The 15,133-nt window shown below is 67.3% G+C and carries 15 protein-coding genes; 11 read left to right on the top strand and 4 right to left on the bottom strand.

Annotated elements, in window-relative coordinates:
• Nucleotides 1–37: 37 nt before the first annotated feature.
• The 4 genes from prpE to ACTOWJ_RS25360 form a co-directional block, all read right to left on the bottom strand.
• Nucleotides 38–1,933, bottom strand: coding sequence for a propionate--CoA ligase (gene prpE, locus ACTOWJ_RS25375; RefSeq protein WP_441337403.1), 1,896 nt, complete (start codon nucleotides 1,931–1,933; stop codon nucleotides 38–40).
• 374 nt (nucleotides 1,934–2,307) lie between these two features.
• On the bottom strand, nucleotides 2,308–2,979 hold the full coding sequence (locus ACTOWJ_RS25370) for a glycine zipper 2TM domain-containing protein (RefSeq protein WP_441337402.1): 672 nt from the start codon (nucleotides 2,977–2,979) through the stop codon (nucleotides 2,308–2,310).
• A 104-nt stretch (nucleotides 2,980–3,083) separates the two neighbouring features.
• Nucleotides 3,084–3,773 carry an alpha/beta hydrolase gene (locus ACTOWJ_RS25365; RefSeq protein ID WP_441337401.1) on the bottom strand — a complete coding sequence of 230 codons (690 nt, stop codon included), beginning with the start codon at nucleotides 3,771–3,773 and terminating at the stop codon, nucleotides 3,084–3,086.
• Nucleotides 3,774–4,060: 287 nt separating this feature from the next.
• Nucleotides 4,061–4,492: an OsmC family protein gene (locus ACTOWJ_RS25360; RefSeq protein ID WP_441337400.1), complete on the bottom strand. Its 432-nt coding sequence runs from the start codon at nucleotides 4,490–4,492 to the stop codon at nucleotides 4,061–4,063.
• A gap of 348 nt (nucleotides 4,493–4,840) precedes the next feature.
• Between ACTOWJ_RS25360 and fusA the strand changes: the two genes are divergently transcribed.
• From fusA to ACTOWJ_RS25305, 11 genes are all read left to right on the top strand, one after another.
• Complete coding sequence (gene fusA, locus ACTOWJ_RS25355) at nucleotides 4,841–6,904, top strand: elongation factor G (protein ID WP_441337399.1); 2,064 nt, start codon at nucleotides 4,841–4,843, stop codon at nucleotides 6,902–6,904.
• 266 nt (nucleotides 6,905–7,170) lie between these two features.
• Entirely contained in the window at nucleotides 7,171–7,611 is a 441-nt protein-coding gene (locus ACTOWJ_RS25350) for a DUF4087 domain-containing protein (protein ID WP_441337398.1), read from the top strand.
• Entirely contained in the window at nucleotides 7,608–8,873 is a 1,266-nt protein-coding gene (locus tag ACTOWJ_RS25345; RefSeq protein ID WP_441337397.1) for a mechanosensitive ion channel family protein, read from the top strand. Before ACTOWJ_RS25350 ends, ACTOWJ_RS25345 begins: the two co-directional genes overlap by 4 nt.
• Nucleotides 8,874–9,074: 201 nt before the next feature.
• A complete protein-coding gene (locus ACTOWJ_RS25340) occupies nucleotides 9,075–9,455 on the top strand; it encodes a thioredoxin family protein (protein ID WP_441337396.1) in 381 nt (126 codons plus the stop codon).
• A 129-nt stretch (nucleotides 9,456–9,584) separates the two neighbouring features.
• Nucleotides 9,585–10,220: a LysE family translocator gene (locus ACTOWJ_RS25335; protein WP_441337395.1), complete on the top strand. Its 636-nt coding sequence runs from the start codon at nucleotides 9,585–9,587 to the stop codon at nucleotides 10,218–10,220.
• Between the two features lie 119 nt (nucleotides 10,221–10,339).
• Nucleotides 10,340–11,050 carry a tellurite resistance TerB family protein gene (locus tag ACTOWJ_RS25330; RefSeq protein ID WP_441337394.1) on the top strand — a complete coding sequence of 237 codons (711 nt, stop codon included), beginning with the start codon at nucleotides 10,340–10,342 and terminating at the stop codon, nucleotides 11,048–11,050.
• Between the two features lie 175 nt (nucleotides 11,051–11,225).
• Complete coding sequence (locus ACTOWJ_RS25325; protein WP_441337393.1) at nucleotides 11,226–11,753, top strand: hypothetical protein; 528 nt, start codon at nucleotides 11,226–11,228, stop codon at nucleotides 11,751–11,753.
• 167 nt (nucleotides 11,754–11,920) lie between these two features.
• Nucleotides 11,921–12,661: a hypothetical protein gene (locus ACTOWJ_RS25320; protein ID WP_441337392.1), complete on the top strand. Its 741-nt coding sequence runs from the start codon at nucleotides 11,921–11,923 to the stop codon at nucleotides 12,659–12,661.
• Nucleotides 12,658–13,404: a hypothetical protein gene (locus ACTOWJ_RS25315; RefSeq protein WP_441337391.1), complete on the top strand. Its 747-nt coding sequence runs from the start codon at nucleotides 12,658–12,660 to the stop codon at nucleotides 13,402–13,404. Before ACTOWJ_RS25320 ends, ACTOWJ_RS25315 begins: the two co-directional genes overlap by 4 nt.
• A 19-nt stretch (nucleotides 13,405–13,423) precedes the next feature.
• Nucleotides 13,424–13,894 carry a PIN domain-containing protein gene (locus tag ACTOWJ_RS25310; protein WP_441337390.1) on the top strand — a complete coding sequence of 157 codons (471 nt, stop codon included), beginning with the start codon at nucleotides 13,424–13,426 and terminating at the stop codon, nucleotides 13,892–13,894.
• Nucleotides 13,895–14,256: 362 nt separating this feature from the next.
• Entirely contained in the window at nucleotides 14,257–15,081 is an 825-nt protein-coding gene (locus ACTOWJ_RS25305) for an AraC family ligand binding domain-containing protein (protein WP_441337389.1), read from the top strand.
• Nucleotides 15,082–15,133 lie beyond the last annotated feature (52 nt).

Genomic DNA, 15,133 nt, shown 5'->3' with positions numbered 1-15,133 from the left:
AATATGTCAACGCTCACGTTCGGCGATTAGGTATGAGTCATCCACCGGCATCGGCGCCGCGTTCGAGCGCGCGCCGCACTTCCTCCAACGCCGCCGGATCGTCCAAGGTCGACAGATCGCCGGGATCGCGGTTCTCGGCCAAGGCCTGGATCGAACGCCGCAGCAGCTTGCCCGAGCGGGTTTTCGGCAAGGCATTGACTACGTACACCCGCGCCGGACGCGCCACCGCGCCCAGCAGTTGGACCACGCATTGCTGCATGCCGGCCGCGGCGAGTTTGGGGTCCTGTTCGCCGGTGGGCTTGAGCGTGGCGAACACCACCGGCACCTGGCCCTTGAGCTCGTCGTGCACGCCGACCACCGCCGCTTCGGCGACGCTGGCGTAAGCGGCAACGGATTCTTCGATCTCGCGCGTGCCCAGGCGGTGGCCGGCGACGTTGATGACGTCGTCGGTGCGTCCCAGGATGAAGGTATAGCCGTCTTCGTCGCGAATCGCCCAATCCAGCGAGCTGTACAGCAGTTCCTTGAAATGGCTGAAATAGCTCGACAGGAACCGCGCGTCGTCGTTCCACACCGTGGTCATGCAGCCCGGCGGAAGCGGCGGCACGATCACCAGCACGCCTTTTTCGTTCGCGCCGACATCGTTGCCGGTGGCTTCGTCGATCACGCGCAGGTGATAACCCGGCGTCGGTAAACCGGGCGAACCGAACTTCACCGGCTGCAGGTCCAGCCCCGGCATCAGCGCCAACACCGGCCAGCCGGTTTCGGTCTGCCAATAATTATCGATGATCGTCTTGCCGATGCCGTCGGTGATCCAGTGCGCGGTGGGTTCGTCCAGCGGTTCGCCGGCCAGGAACAGCCATTGCAGTTGCGACAGATCGTGTTTCTTCAACCAGGCCGCGTCCTGCTTCTTGAGCACGCGGATGCCGGTCGGCGAGGAGAACATGGTGCGCACGCCGTACTGCTCGCAGATGCGCCACCAGATACCCGGATCGGGGTTCGTCGGCAGGCCTTCGTACAACACCGAGGTCGCCCCGGCGATCAGTGGGCCGTAGACGTTGTAGGAATGGCCGACCGCCCAGCCGACGTCGGAGGTGGAGAACATCACCTGCCCGGGGCGGATGTCGTAGATCGACCACATCGACAAGGCCAGCGCGACCGCATAGCCGCCGACGTCGCGCTGCACGCCCTTGGGCTTGCCGGTGGTGCCTGAGGTGTAAAGCAGGTAGCTGGGCTCGTTGGACTCCAGCCATTGGACTTCGACCTGGGCGCCGTCGTATTGCGCGCGCAGCGCGGCGTAATCGAGATCGCGGCCAGCGACCATGGCGTGATCGGGATCGAGCCCGCGGCCGACGATCAACACATGCGGCGGCGGCGATTGCGCCTCGGCGCAGGCCGCATCGACCAGCGGCTTGTAGGCGATCACCTTGCCGCCGCGCATGCCCGCGTCGGCGCAGATCAGCAGCTTGGGCTCGGCATCGTCGATGCGCAGTGCCAGGTTGTGCGCGGCGAAGCCGCCGAACACCACCGAATGGACCGCACCGATGCGCGCGCAGGCCAGCATCGCGAACACCGCCTCGGCCATGTTCGGCATGTAGATCACCACGCGGTCGCCGTGGCCGACGTCGAGCGACTTGAGCACCGCGGCGAAAGTGTTGACCTCGCGATGCAGCTCGCGATAACTCAGCTCGCGGGTTTGCCCGGTTTCGCTGGAGATCGCGACCAGGGCCAGTTGATCGCCGCGTTCGTCGAGATGGCGGTCGATCGCGTTGTAGCAAAGATTGGTTTGCCCGCCGGCGAACCACTGGCGGAACGGCGGATTGGAATAGTCCAGGATGCTCTGCGGCGGTTTATGCCAGTGGATCGCTTGGGCTTGTTCGGCCCAGAACGCTTCGGGCTGCTCGATCGAACGGCGATGAAAGTCCTGATAGCGCATGCGGCGGTCTCGGCCTGGGGCATGCGTCCGAGGCTAGACCAGCGAGGTAACGGTCGCGTTAAGACCATGGTCTAGGCACAAGGGGCGTCGCAGGGTTTCTTGTGGAAGGCGAGCGTTGGGTGCAGATCGTTCTGTCGGATCGAAAAGCGTCGGGGCTGAAGCCCCTCCCACAAAAGACCTCGCGAACACGCCGTTGTCTGTTGTGGGAGGGGCTTCAGCCCCGACGCTTTTCCGACCCGGCCGGCGCAAACGAAAACGCCGGAGCCTTGCGGCCCCGGCGTTCACCGGCGGAGGCGACGCACCGTTCCTTGCGCCGCGGCACCGTCGATGCGGATACGGCGCGGTCGCGACCACGCCGTAATGCTTGCGAACCATCAGTCCGGACGCACGTCCACGCGCACGCGGATGCGATCGCCCGGGTTGTGATCGGTGCGGGTGCGGTAGGTCTTGCCCGCGTATTCGTAGGTGACGTCGTACGCGCTGACCGCGCGTTCGCCGCCGGTGGAATAGTAGTTGCCGTTGTTGGACACCGGATCGCAGACCCGCACCGAGCCGGTGCGCGGCTGCTGGCTGCGCTTGTTCTGCTCGTAGATGCTGCGCCCGGCCATGCCGCCGACCATCGAGCCGATCGCCGAGGTGGCGTAACGCGCGCTGCCGCCGCCGACCTTGCTGCCGAGCACGGCGCCGACGATGCCGCCGACCACGGTCGCTGCGGTGCGCCCGCCTTCGGTGCCGGCGCTGCGGCGCTCGCTGCCGTACGGGTCGTAATAGCTGTCGCCGTTGCCGTTCCCGTCGCCGTAGTAGGCATCGCCCTGCACATAGGCCGGACGCTCATAGCAACGCGGGCCGCTGACCGGCTGCGAGCTGTAGTTTTCGAACACCGGATCGACCCGGACCACCCGCGCGAAATCGATCTGCGAGCTGTAGCTGGCATTGCTGGTGCTCTGCGGATAGCTGTTCTGCGGATAACCGTAGGACTGCGCCGAAGCGATGCCGGTGACGGCGGCCAGCGCCAAGCCCAGGGCGGTGACGAGCGAGCGGTTCATGGGGTGGACTCCGGACGCCGGGATGGCGTGATGCGGATCGTCGGGCCGTAGCGGTCAACCCGGGCTGAATGGGCCCGGGGCCGCCCGTTGCGAGGGTGGGACGTTTACCTCGCCGACAGCCAATCGGCCGTCTGCGCGGCCCATCGCGCCGCGTCGCGCCCCAGCAATGGGCAGACGTGACTGCCGGGGCCGACGATCAGACTCGCACCGACCGCGGCGGCGAACCGGGCGGTGTGTTGCGCTTCCACGTCGCGATCCTCACGCGAAGCGATGCACAGCAGCGGACAGGTTGGCGTCGGCGCGTCGACCCCGGCCACGGCCCGGCGCAGCACTGCGCCGGATTCGTCGCGCCAGCGCCGCAGGGCGTACACGGTGGCCGCCTCGTCGGCGTCGGGCATGGCCCGGCGGGTCGAGGCCAGGCGTGCGTCGCGGCGCCAGGGCATGACCTCGGGCCAGTCGCGCGGCGGATTCTGCGCGGCCCAAGGCTGCGGCGGCAGCGGGTTGATCAGGACCATCGCGTCGGCCAGATCGCCGCATAACCAGGCCAGCAGGCCGCCGAGGCTGGCGCCGATCGCCACGCGCGGGCGCGGCAGCGCCGCCAGTTCGGCGCGCATCTGTTCGCGGTAGTCGTCCAGCGTGGTCGCGGCCAAGCCTTGCGGCGCGGGCCGCAGATCCGGCGCAACCGTGATCAGGCCGCGCGCGTGCAGCACCTCGCGCCACAGGTCCCATTCCCAGCCGCCGGCACCGGCGCCGTGGATCAGCAGGGCATGGCGGATGGGGGTTGGCGGCGTCATGGGTTCTTTCGATTGGGCATGAACCCGGTCTCGATATTCCATCTTCCACTCGTCGCCTCTGTTCCCATTCCCTCGTCGGGTTCTTAACCCCTCTCCCGCTTGCGGGGTGAGGGGCCGCGCTTGCGAGCCATTGGCTCGCGCGGCGCCGAACGCCAGAGCGATATGCGCTCGGGCCGGGGGTTGGGGTGAGGGCGCGCGGAGTAGCGACTAGCGCCGTCGGCCGCTTTTCTTACGCCCTCATCCGCCCTTCGGGCACCTTCTCCCGCGATGCGGGAGAAGGGAAAGCGTCAGACCAACTTCGCCTCCAAACTCACCGGCACCGCGCTCAACGCCTTGGACACCGGGCAATTGGCCTTGGCGTCGTCGGCGATGGCCTGGAACTTGGCCGCATCGATGCCCGGCACTTCGGCGGTCACCTTCAGCCGGATCTGCGACAGCGTCGGCCCGCCCTCCATCGACAGATCGACCTCGGCGCGGGTGTCGAGTTTGGCCGGCGGATGCCCGGCCTCGGTCAACTTGGCCGACAGCGCCATGGTGAAGCAGCCGGCGTGCGCGGCAGCGATCAGCTCCTCGGGATTGGTGCCCTTCTCCTCGCCGAAGCGGCTGTTGAAGCCGTAACGCGTGTTGTCGAGCAAACCGCTCTGCGGCGTGCTCAAGCGGCCCTGCCCGCTCTTGAGATCGCCTTCCCAATGCGCGGTGGCGTGACGCGAAATGCCCATGTGTGGCTCCGGTGCGGTAAGGGGAGGCATAGCGTAGCGGCGGCGATGTTACGGGAGAGGGAATGGGGGAGTGGGGAACGGATGGGAGCGCGGACCTCATGTGGGTAAAGGCACGGCGCGCGCCTTCCATTCCCACTCCTCCATTCCCTGCCGCAATGCAACACCGACAACCGCCAAGCAGTGCGCGCTTCGCGTCATCGGGCTTGACCCATCCTGCCCGCTGCGGGAGTCTGTGATCCCGGCGACCCGCCGGCCCGCCATGACCGCCCGCCGAGCGCCACGCTCGGGCGCGCAGCGCGGACAGCCATGACGGCCTTCCCACCCTTTCGAATAGGGAGAAGTCCGCTCATGTCCTACAGCACAGAATCGATTCGCAATGTGGCCTTGGCAGGCCACCCCGGCGCCGGCAAAACCACGCTCTTCGAAGCCCTGCTGCAGGCCGGCGGCGCAGTCCAGACGGCAGGCAGCATCGAACGCGGCACCACGGTGTCGGATTTCGATCCGGTCGAGAAACAACGCGGGCATTCGCTGGATTGCGCGATCGCCAGCATCGATCGCGCCGCCGCTTCTAATAAGCATGTACACGTCAATCTGATCGACACCCCCGGCTACCCGGATTTCCGCGGACCGACCTTGTCGGCGCTGGCGGCGGTGGAAACCGTGGCGATCGTGGTCGATGCCGACAGCGGCGTGGAGTACGGCACCCGCCGGATGATGGAACATGCCAAGACGCGCGGGCTGTGCCGGGCGATCGTGGTCAACAAGATCGATCACGAAGGCGCCGACGCGGTGCGCGTGCTCGACAGCATCCGCGAGACCTTCGGCCCGGAATGCCTGCCGCTCAACCTGCCCGCCGACGGCGGCCAACGCGTGGTCGACTGCTTCGGCAGCGCGCAAGGCGACAGCGACCTCGGCGCGGTCGGCGACTGGCATCAGAAGATCATCGACCAGGTGGTCGAGATCAACGAGACCGTGATGGAGCATTATCTGGATCTGGGCGAAGGCGGACTGTCTGGCGAGGAGCTGCACGACGCCTTCGAGCAATGCCTGCGCGAAGGCCATCTGGTGCCGGTGCTGTTCTGTTCGGCGCGCAGCGGGGCCGGCGTCAAGGAACTGCTGGATGTAGCCGAGCATCTGTTCCCGCACCCGGGCGAAGCCAATGCCCCGCTGTTCCTCAAGGGCATCGGCGAGGACGCCAAACCGATCCTGGCGGTGCCCAATGCGAAGGCGCACGTGATCGCCGACGTGTTCAAGATCGTCAACGATCCCTTCGTCGGCAAGCTCGGCGTGTTCCGCGTCTATCAGGGCACGGTCAAGAAAGACACGCAGTTGTTCGTCGACGACGGCAAGAAGCCGTTCAAGGTCGGGCATCTGTTCAAGCTCAAGGGCAAGGATCACGTCGAGATCGACCAGGCCATTCCCGGCGACATCGCGGCGGTGGCCAAGGTCGACGAACTGCATTTCGACGCGGTGTTGCACGACAGCCACGACGAAGACCATATCCATCTGCAGCCGCTGAATTTCCCGCGGCCGATGTTCGGCCTGGCGGTGGAGGCGGCGAGCAAGGGCCAGGAGCAGAAACTCGCCACCGCCCTGCACAAGCTGGCCGAAGAAGATCCCTGCTTCCAGGTCGAACACGAGACCGAAACCAACGAGACCGTGATCCGCGGCCTTTCGGATCTGCACCTGCGCATCAACATCGATCGGCTCAAGGACAAGTACGGCGTCGAGGTGAAATCGCGCCCGCCGCGCATCGCTTATCGCGAAACCGTGGCCGGCAAGGCCGAAGGCCATTACCGCCACAAGAAACAGACCGGCGGCGCCGGCCAGTTCGGCGAAGTGTTCCTGCGGGTCGAGCCGCTGCCGCGCGGCGGCGGGTTCGAATTCGTCGACGAGGTCAAGGGCGGCACGATTCCCGGCCAGTTCCTGCCGGCGGTCGAGAAAGGCGTGCGCCAGGTGCTGCACGACGGCGCGGTGGCCGGCTATCCGATCCAGGACGTGCGGGTGATCGTCTACGACGGCAAATACCACAGCGTGGACAGCAAGGAAGTCGCCTTCGTCGCCGCCGGCAAGAAGGCGTTTCTGGATGCGATCGGCAAGGCCCGGCCGCAAGTGCTCGAACCCATCGTCGAACTGGAAGTCAACGCACCCGAGCAGCACATGGGCGACATCAGCGGCGGACTGGCCAGCAAGCGCGCGCGCATCAGCGGCACCGACAGCGTCCGCGGCGGCGAGATCGTCGTGCGCGCGCAGGTGCCGCTGTCGGAATTGGAGGGCTACGCGGCGGAGTTGAAATCGGTGACCGCCGGGCGCGGGCGTTACTCGCTGGATTTCAGCCACTACGAACCGGTGCCGGGCAACGTCCAGCAGAAGTTGGTCGAGGCCTATAAACCCAGGCACGAGGAAGACTGACAGCGAGCCGGCCCGGGCACCCGACTGTAGGAGCGGCGCAAGCCGCGACCGCGACATCGCGCATGCGTCGAAAGCGTGGTGTCGCGGTCGCGGCTCGCGCCGCTCCTACACGGGCTCGCCTCGCTCCAGCGCAATCGCGACCACCTCAGGCATCGGCCTCAAGACCGGCGGCAAGGCCGGTCCGCATAGCGTAGGCTGGCCATCGCGGCACGCTCACAAGCGGCGCCGCAGCGCGTTATTCACCGATGGATCGAAGGAGCTTCACGATGCCGGCATTCACCCGATTCGATCATGCCCCCCACGCAAGCGCGTTGCGGCGGATCGGCTTGGCGCTGCTCGTGCTGTTCGCGGCGATGCCGCTTGCGGCGGCGGGAGCTAACGGGAAACCGGCTTCGGGTAAGGCCGCTGTCGAACACCGCTGCGGTTGGTTCGTCAATCCCTCCCCCGCCAACGCCTGGCTGATCGACCGCGACGGCGAGTGGGTCGTGGCGATGCAAGGCGGCCATCAGGCCGATGGCGACTGGCCGCCGCCGATCGCCGAGAAAGAATGGGTGCAGTACGGCGGCAACAGCTATGGCTACGGTTGCGCCTGCATGAAGGTGCGCACCGACCGCAAACATATGCGGATCGAACGCATCGTGTCCTCGCAGGGCAAAACGCTCGCGCAATGCCGGCGCGACCGCGCCCTCACCGAACCGAGCCTGTGACCGCAACGCCGATGGCCGACCACAACCCCCCGCTCGAACAAGACCCGGAATTCGCCGAAGTCGTCAGCGACGCCATGACCGTGGTGTCCAATCCGACCGACCTGTTGGTGACGCTGCTGGCGCTGGTCGCGGCGATCGCGGTCGGCGTGCTGGTCACGCACAAGCTCAAGCTCGTGCTCGGCCACCAGCGCCCAGCCCTGCGGACCTTGGTCGAATACCTGTGCACGCCGCTGCTGACCTTGTTGACGCTGGGCGGGCTGAGCCTGTTCGGCGGTTCGCTGGACAACCCGCTGATCGGCTTGGCGGCGACCTTGCTGACGCTGTTCCTGATCATCCGCCTGCTCGGCGCCGTGCTGGAACTGCTGTTCCGCCCGACCCTGCTGCTGAAGATCATGCTGCGCGTGGTCACCGTGGTGACCTGGCTGGCGCTGGTGTTCGGCGTATTCGCCGACCGCAGCAAGACCATCGCCAAGTTCTACGCGGCGCAATACGAGGTCGGCGCGATCACGCTGTCCAGCGAGGGAATTTTCAAAGGGCTGGTAGTCGGCGTCGTGGTCGCGATCATCGCGTTGTGGGGCGACAAGGCGGTGACCAATCTGCTGCGCCGCAGCCGCACCTTGCAGCCCAATTTCGTGCTGGCGCTGTCGCGGATCTTCAGCGTCGCGGTGTGGATCACCGCGACCGTGGTGATCTTCTCCTCCAGCGGCATCAACCTCACCGCGCTGGCCGCGTTCAGCGGCGCGCTCGGCATCGGCCTGGGCCTGGGCTTGCAGAAGCTTGCCGCCAGTTACATCAGCGGGCTGATCGTGCTGTTCGAGCAATCCGTGCGGGTCGGCGACAACATCGTCACCAACCAGATCACCGGGCGGGTCACCCGCATGACCGTGCGCTACACGATGATCCGCACCCGCGACGGCGTGGAGGCGATCGTTCCCAACGACAGCCTGACCAGCAACGTGATCGTCAACCAATCCTGGTCGGACCGTAACCTGCGCCTGGTCTGCGGCATCCTGGTCAAGGGCGACGCCGATCTGGAACTGGCCCGCCGCCTGTTCGTCGAGGCCATGGCCGCGCACGAGCGCGTGCTGCAGCAACCGCCGCCGCATATGTACATCACCGGCGTCAACGACAAGGGCATCCAGCTCGATGGACACTTCTGGATCAGCGATCCGGAAAACGGCCAGCACAATGTGATCTCGGATATCTACGACACCACCTTGGCGGCGTTCCGCAAGAACAATATCCAGTTGGTTGCGCAATAGCGCGGTGGCGGTCCGTCGACGCGCGAATCTTTGCGAACAAGGTCCTTACGGGATGAGCTTGAGCCGCTCGCTCGGGTTGGAAGTGGGTGATCGGATCGGAAAGCGTCGGGGCTGAAGCCTCTCCCACAAGAGCCTCCTGGAAAAGCCCGACCCCGCCCACCCCATGCGCCCGCACGGCCGCGGGCGGAGTACGATGTTCGGGTGACCGAAACCACCCACCCGCGTTTTTTCTGGCAGTTTCCGATGAAGCTGGTGCGCGAGGCGCGCCTGGCCGAGTTCCTGCCCGACGACGGTCAGTTGCGGATCCTGTTCCTGTGGGGCAAGGACTGCCCGAACTGCGACATCGCCAAGGGCCAGATGCTGCTCGCCCAGGATCGCTTCAGCTGGCCGGACGTGGAGTGGCTGCACGACAACGTCTACGAAGATCCGGTCATGGCCACCCGGTTCGGCCTGCACGGCATTCCGGCGTTCCTGGTGTTCCGCGGCGCGAAGAAACTCGGCCGGATCGGCCAATGGCCCGGCACCGATGCGTTCATCGCCGCCATCGACAAGCTGCGCGCGGATCAGCCTGCGGCGGCCTGAGTTTCGCCGGCGCGTTGCGCAGCCGCGCGATCGGCGGAACGCAACATCCCACGCCGATCCGGCGCCCGTACTTGGCGGCCTCGGCGCGGCGGCGCAGACTGCTATCTCGACCCTTCGATACCGGCCGCCATGTTCGATCTCGCCACCCTCGCCACCTATCTCGCCGCCGCCGCGTTGCTGGTGCTGATTCCCGGGCCAGGTACGGCCTGGATCCTGGCCCAGAGCACCGCCGGCGGCACGATGCGCGGCGTCCAGGCCGCGTTCGGACTGGAGACGGCGACGCTGATCCACGCACTGGCCGCGGGACTGGGCCTGTCGGCGCTGTTGGCGACTTCGGCGTTGGCGTTCGAGGCGATCAAGTACGCCGGCGCGGCTTATCTGATCTGGCTCGGCATCAAGGCCTGGCGCAGCGGCGCGCCCGCGGCGGCGGACGATTCGGTCGCGCCCGCTCGGCCGCGCGCATCGGGACGCGAGGTGTATCTGCGCTCGGTGATGACCGGTGTGCTCAACCCCAAGGTCGCGCTGTTCTTCCTGGCGTTCCTGCCGCAGTTCGTCCATCCAGAGCGCGGCATGGTGTGGTTGCAATTCCTGGTGCTGGGCGCCCTGCTCTCGGCGATCGGCCTGAGCCACAGCCTGGCCCTGACCTTCCTGGCCGGGCAGATCGGCCGGCGTTTCAAGCAACGCGGCGGACGCTGGAAGGAACGCCTGACCGGCACGGTCTTCATCGCCCTGGGCCTGCGCCTGGCGGTGCAACAGCGCGGCTGAACCGGCCGCGCCTAAACCCGGCCTTTACCGTCCGGGCCGCGCCCCCCGCGCGCGGCTTGAAGCCTTGTCGCGCGCCCATAGGTCGGTGATTCACGACCTCATTCCATGGAGCGCCGCGCATGAAGACCCAAGGCTTTCTCGATCAGTTGCTCAAGACCGCCCAGAACAGCCTCGCCGGCGGCGGCCTCGACAGCCTGCTTGGCGGCGGCAAGCCGTCGGCGCGGTACGAGGCGCCGAAGGAAGAAAAGCGCGGTCTGCTCAACGCCGATTTCGGCAAGGGCGCGCTGACCGGAGGCGCGTTGGGGTTGCTGCTGGGCAACAAAAAACTGCGCAAGCATGCCGGCAAGATCGCCTTGTACGGCGGCGTCGCCGCGGTCGGCGTGCTGGCCTACAAGGCGTATGGCGACTACAAGCGCCAGCAGGGCGAGACCGGGGTCGAGCCGCAGACCGTCGACCGCCTGCCGCCGCCGCAGGCCGAACAGCACAGCCAGGCCATCCTCAGGGCGCTGGTCGCCGCGGCCAAGGCCGACGGCCATATCGACGACCGTGAGCGCGAGGTCATCGAAGGCGAGTTCAGCCGCATCGACGGCGATCCCGAACTGCGCCGCTGGCTGCACGACGAACTGGAAAAACCGCTGGATCCGGCCGAAGTCGCGCGCGCGGCGGCCACGCCGGAAATCGGCGCGGAGATGTATCTGGCCAGCCTGCTGGCGGTGGACGAACAGAGCTACATGGAGCGCGCGTACCTGGACGAGCTTGCGCGCCAGCTCAAGATCGACGACGCCCTCAAGAACAAGCTGGAACAGCAGTTGCGCGACGCGCAGGCCTGAGTTTCGCGCCGCCGCGCACGGGTCGCGGCGGAGGTCTCCATCGCCGCGACCGGCAGCGCGTCACGGTTTGCGTCGGCCGGCGCCGCCGGTCGGCGCGGGCATTCGCAAGTCCGGCCGCAACCGCTAGCATCGCCAGACGGCTGCGGTGGCGCAGCGCCTGACCGGACCCGCGCCGATGCGCCTGCTGATTCCCGCCTTGCTCGCATTGACCTTCGTCGGCTGCTCCTGCCAACGCCAGAACCAGGACCAGGCCGATGGCGACCAAGCCGCGCCGCCACCGGCGCAAGCCGCACCGCCGGCCGAGCCCAGCGCCGCCGAGTTGCGCGCGCAGGCACTGGAGAAACAACGCCTGGAAGACAGCGCCGAAGCCGTCGAGACGCTGCACACCTATCTGCAGAAGGTCGGCTCGGGCAAGACCGAGGACGCCGCAAAGCACTGGGCGTATCAACGTCAACCGCGCGGCAACGAAGAATCCGATCTGCGCTCGCTGAAGAATCTGCGCGGGTTGCGCATCGAAAACGATGCGCCCAAGGCCCTGGACGACGAACCGCGGCCCGAGACGCTGGAAGTTCCGGTGGATTTGCGCGCGAGCTTGGAAAACGGCGAGAGCCGACGCTACAAGGGCTGGTACCGGATGCGCCGCAATTCGGTCGACCGACATTGGGAACTGACCGCGGTGTCGATCTCGGCGACGTTGCAGTAAGTCCGCCGCGCGAACCGGCCGCATCGCCGCGCGGTCAGCCTGCGTCCATCTGCCTGAGCGCCGGCCCATCCCGACTTCCGGCAGATCGCCGCGGTCGCGAAGGCGCCTATACACTGGGCCGCACGCGCGACCGACCGGTGTCGCGCGACCGTTTTCATGGACCGCCCATGCGCCTCCCGCACCTGCCGCGCTCGCCTTCGCTGAGCCTTCTGATCGCCGCATCGATCCTGTCGCTGTTCTTGACCGCCTGCGGCGGTGGGGATCCGGCGGCGGGCACCGACGCGCAAGGCGAATCAGGCCAATCCCTGCCCTCGCCGGAAAGCGCCGGCCGCGGCGGCGTGACCGGCATGCCGGACAAACCCGGCCCGGGCCAGATCGGCGCGCCGGTGGATGCGGCGGTGGTCGAACCGGCGCTCGACGAAAACGGTAATCCCTTGCCGGCAAGTGGCGACACCGTTGCCGCGGACGATCCGGCGGCCATCGCGCCCGACCCGGCTGCGGGTGCCGTCGATCCCGCAGCGGCGCTGCTCAGCGAACCGACGCCGGAGGACGCGGTCGCCCTGGTCCGCGACTACTACGCGGCGATCAACGGCCGTCAGTTCGATCGCGCCTACGCGCTGTGGTCCGACGGCGGCCGCGCCAGCGGACAGGATCCGCAACAGTTCGCCAACGGTTTCGCCCAGACCGCCGGCGTTTCGATCGAACTCGCGCCGCCCGGTCGCGTCGACGCCGGCGCCGGCCAGCGCCATATCGAAGTGCCGGTGGCGATCACCGCCACCCAACGCGACGGCAGCCTGCGCAAATACGTCGGCGCCTACACCTTGCGCCGCACCGTGGTCGACGGCGCCAGCGCCGAACAGCGCGCCTGGCGCATCGCCAGCGCCGACATCCGCGAACTCAAGCAATGAGGTCCGCGCTCGGCGCGCGGTGGGCGTCGATCGCGGCGCTGGCCCTGGCGCTGAGCGCTTGCGATCGTCCAGCGTCAGATGCGCAAAACCCTGCACCCACGGTCACGAAGCAACCGAGCGCGACAAACGCGGTCGCCGCCGATGCGGCCGACAAAGCGCGCCCCACCCTCGCCCCGATCGCCGACTACGTGCTGCCCGGCGCGCTGGCACCCGACCTCGGCCCGGAGCAACTGCGGCAACTGTTCGGCGCCGCCAACGTCGCCATCGACGAGCGATTGAACGGCGCGGAAGGCGAACAATTCCGCGGCGTGATCGTGTATCCGCAAGACTCCACCCGCCGCGCCTATCTGTACTTCCAGGACGAACAGAACCTGCGCGGCCTGTCCACGGTGACGGTCCGAGACCGCGACACGCGCTGGCGCCTGGATACCGGTTTGCGCATGGGCATGCCGCTGGCCGAGTTGGCGCGATTGAACGGCAAACCGATCCGCTTCAGCGGCTTGGACTGGGACTACGGCGGCGTGGTCGACGATTGGAACGGCGGCAAACTCGCCGGCGACGGCAGCGCTGCGGTCATGCGGCACGCGCGGTTGGGTTACACCGGCGAGACCGCACTGCAACCTGGCGATTTTCCGGTCGGCGACAGCGCGTTTTCCAGCGCCGACCGGCGCTATCCCAAACAAGGCCGCTTGCTGACGGTGGTCGAGTTCGGCATTTCCCTGCCGGGCGAGGACGATCTTTGACCCGCACGCGAACGCCCGCATGAGCGCGGACACGCCGCGCATCGTCCTGGACAGCAACGTCTGCCTGGACCTGTTCGCCTTCGCCGATCCGGCGACCGCGCCGCTGCTCGCCGCGTTGCGCGAGGGCGCTTTGATCGCGGTCACCGACAACGCTTGCCGCGAGGAATGGCTGCGCATCCTCGACTATCCCAAGCTCGCGCTCGACCCAGCCACGCGCGCGCATTGCCTGCGCGAGTACGACACGCTGCTGCGGCCGCACCCGTATTCGCCCGAAGACATCGCCGCGACCCGGTTGCCGCGCTGCGCCGATCCGGACGATCAGAAATTCCTCGAGCTCGCCCTGGCCGCGCGGGCGCGCTGGTTGCTGAGCCGCGACCATGCCCTGATCGTGCTGGGCCGTCGCACCGCGCGCGAAGGCTTGTTCGAGATCATGACTCCGCGCACCTGGGTTGCGTTGCAGGCGCTGCGTCCGGGTGGCGGCGAATCGTAGACCGTTTGGGGGGCCGGCTTTTGTGGACAGGCTTGCTCTCGTGGGTGGGCTTCAGCCCCGACGCTTTCCACTCAAACGCGGCGATCTGAAAAAAGAGCGTCGGGGCTGAAGCCCCTCCCACAAAAGACCTCGCGGCCACTCGATCAGCGGACATCGCATCCTTGCCACCTTGAACGGCATATCGGCGCTTCAAAATTCGAACCTCGTTATCGCCGATGCGTCCTTACCGGAGTGAAAGCAGCTCGCTCTTGTGGGAGGGGCTTCAGCCCCGACACTTTCCGCTCCGACACGGCGATCTGACAGAGAACGTCGGGGCTGAAGCCCTCCCACAGAGACTTCGCGACAAATGCCATACTCGCCCCATGCAAGGCGTGCCCGCCCAGTTCGACAACGGTTTCGATGCCGCGCAGTTCCGGCAGCCCGCGCATCGTCCGGGCGTGGAGTTGTACCGCGCGCATATCGTTCGACATGCTTTCGAACCGCATACCCACGAGGCCTACGGGCTGGGCGCGATCGAATCGGGCGTGGAGCGTTTCCGTTACCGCGGCAGCGACCACCTCGCGCCGCCGGATTCGCTGGTATTGATGAATCCCGACGTGCTCCACACCGGCCGCGCCGAGACCGAAGGCGGCTGGCGTTACCGCATGGTCTATGTCGATCCCGACGCGGCCGAACAGATCACCGGCGAAGCCGGCTGGTGGTTCGACGAGGCGGTGCGCCACGATCCTGTCCGCGCGCGCCGCATCACCGCGCGCCTGGATGCGCTGTGGCGCGCGGACGACCCGCTGGACTTCGACAGTCAATTGCACGCACTGCTCAGCGAGTTCCGCGATCACGCGCGCATCCCTCGCCGCGCGCGCGACGAGCCAGCCATGCGTTTTGCGCCGGTCGTCGATTATCTGCACGCGCATCTGGCCGAACGGATCACCCTGGAACAGTTGGCCGCGGTCGCCGGGCTGAGCCCTTTCCATTTCTTGCGCCGCTTTCGCGCTCAGTATCACGTGACCCCGCAGCAGATGCTGATGGCGCTGCGCCTGCACCGGGCCAAGCGCCTGCTCGCCGCCGGCATCGCGCCGGCCCGGATCGCCGCCGATACCGGCTTGGCCGATCAGGCGCATCTGACCCGGGCGTTCGCGCACCGTTACGGCGTCACCCCGGCGCGCTACCAGAAGCAAGTGCGCGGCTGAGCGACCGGCGCCGCAGCGCAATCTGATACAAGACAGCGACCCGATCCGCCGG

The organism is Lysobacter sp. CA199 (assembly GCF_052078715.1).
Taxonomy (GTDB): Bacteria; Pseudomonadota; Gammaproteobacteria; order Xanthomonadales; family Xanthomonadaceae; genus Lysobacter.
The sequence above is the reverse complement of the archived record's forward strand: the minus strand, read 5'-3'. Positions and strand labels throughout refer to the sequence as shown.

Bases quoted from the DNA above. Each gene is read 5' to 3' on its own strand.
- ACTOWJ_RS25360 (WP_441337400.1), bottom strand. From the start codon at position 4,492: ATGGGCATTTCGCGTCACGCCACCGCGCATTGGGAAGGCGATCTCAAG.
- ACTOWJ_RS25370 (WP_441337402.1), bottom strand. From the start codon at position 2,979: ATGAACCGCTCGCTCGTCACCGCCCTGGGCTTGGCGCTGGCCGCCGTC.
- ACTOWJ_RS25335 (WP_441337395.1), top strand. From the start codon at position 9,585: ATGTTCGATCTCGCCACCCTCGCCACCTATCTCGCCGCCGCCGCGTTG.
- ACTOWJ_RS25350 (WP_441337398.1), top strand. From the start codon at position 7,171: ATGCCGGCATTCACCCGATTCGATCATGCCCCCCACGCAAGCGCGTTG.
- ACTOWJ_RS25365 (WP_441337401.1), bottom strand. From the start codon at position 3,773: ATGACGCCGCCAACCCCCATCCGCCATGCCCTGCTGATCCACGGCGCC.
- ACTOWJ_RS25320 (WP_441337392.1), top strand. From the start codon at position 11,921: ATGCGCCTCCCGCACCTGCCGCGCTCGCCTTCGCTGAGCCTTCTGATC.
- ACTOWJ_RS25305 (WP_441337389.1), top strand. From the start codon at position 14,257: ATGCAAGGCGTGCCCGCCCAGTTCGACAACGGTTTCGATGCCGCGCAG.
- ACTOWJ_RS25330 (WP_441337394.1), top strand. From the start codon at position 10,340: ATGAAGACCCAAGGCTTTCTCGATCAGTTGCTCAAGACCGCCCAGAAC.
- ACTOWJ_RS25315 (WP_441337391.1), top strand. From the start codon at position 12,658: ATGAGGTCCGCGCTCGGCGCGCGGTGGGCGTCGATCGCGGCGCTGGCC.
- ACTOWJ_RS25310 (WP_441337390.1), top strand. From the start codon at position 13,424: ATGAGCGCGGACACGCCGCGCATCGTCCTGGACAGCAACGTCTGCCTG.
- fusA (WP_441337399.1), top strand. From the start codon at position 4,841: ATGTCCTACAGCACAGAATCGATTCGCAATGTGGCCTTGGCAGGCCAC.
- prpE (WP_441337403.1), bottom strand. From the start codon at position 1,933: ATGCGCTATCAGGACTTTCATCGCCGTTCGATCGAGCAGCCCGAAGCG.
- ACTOWJ_RS25325 (WP_441337393.1), top strand. From the start codon at position 11,226: ATGCGCCTGCTGATTCCCGCCTTGCTCGCATTGACCTTCGTCGGCTGC.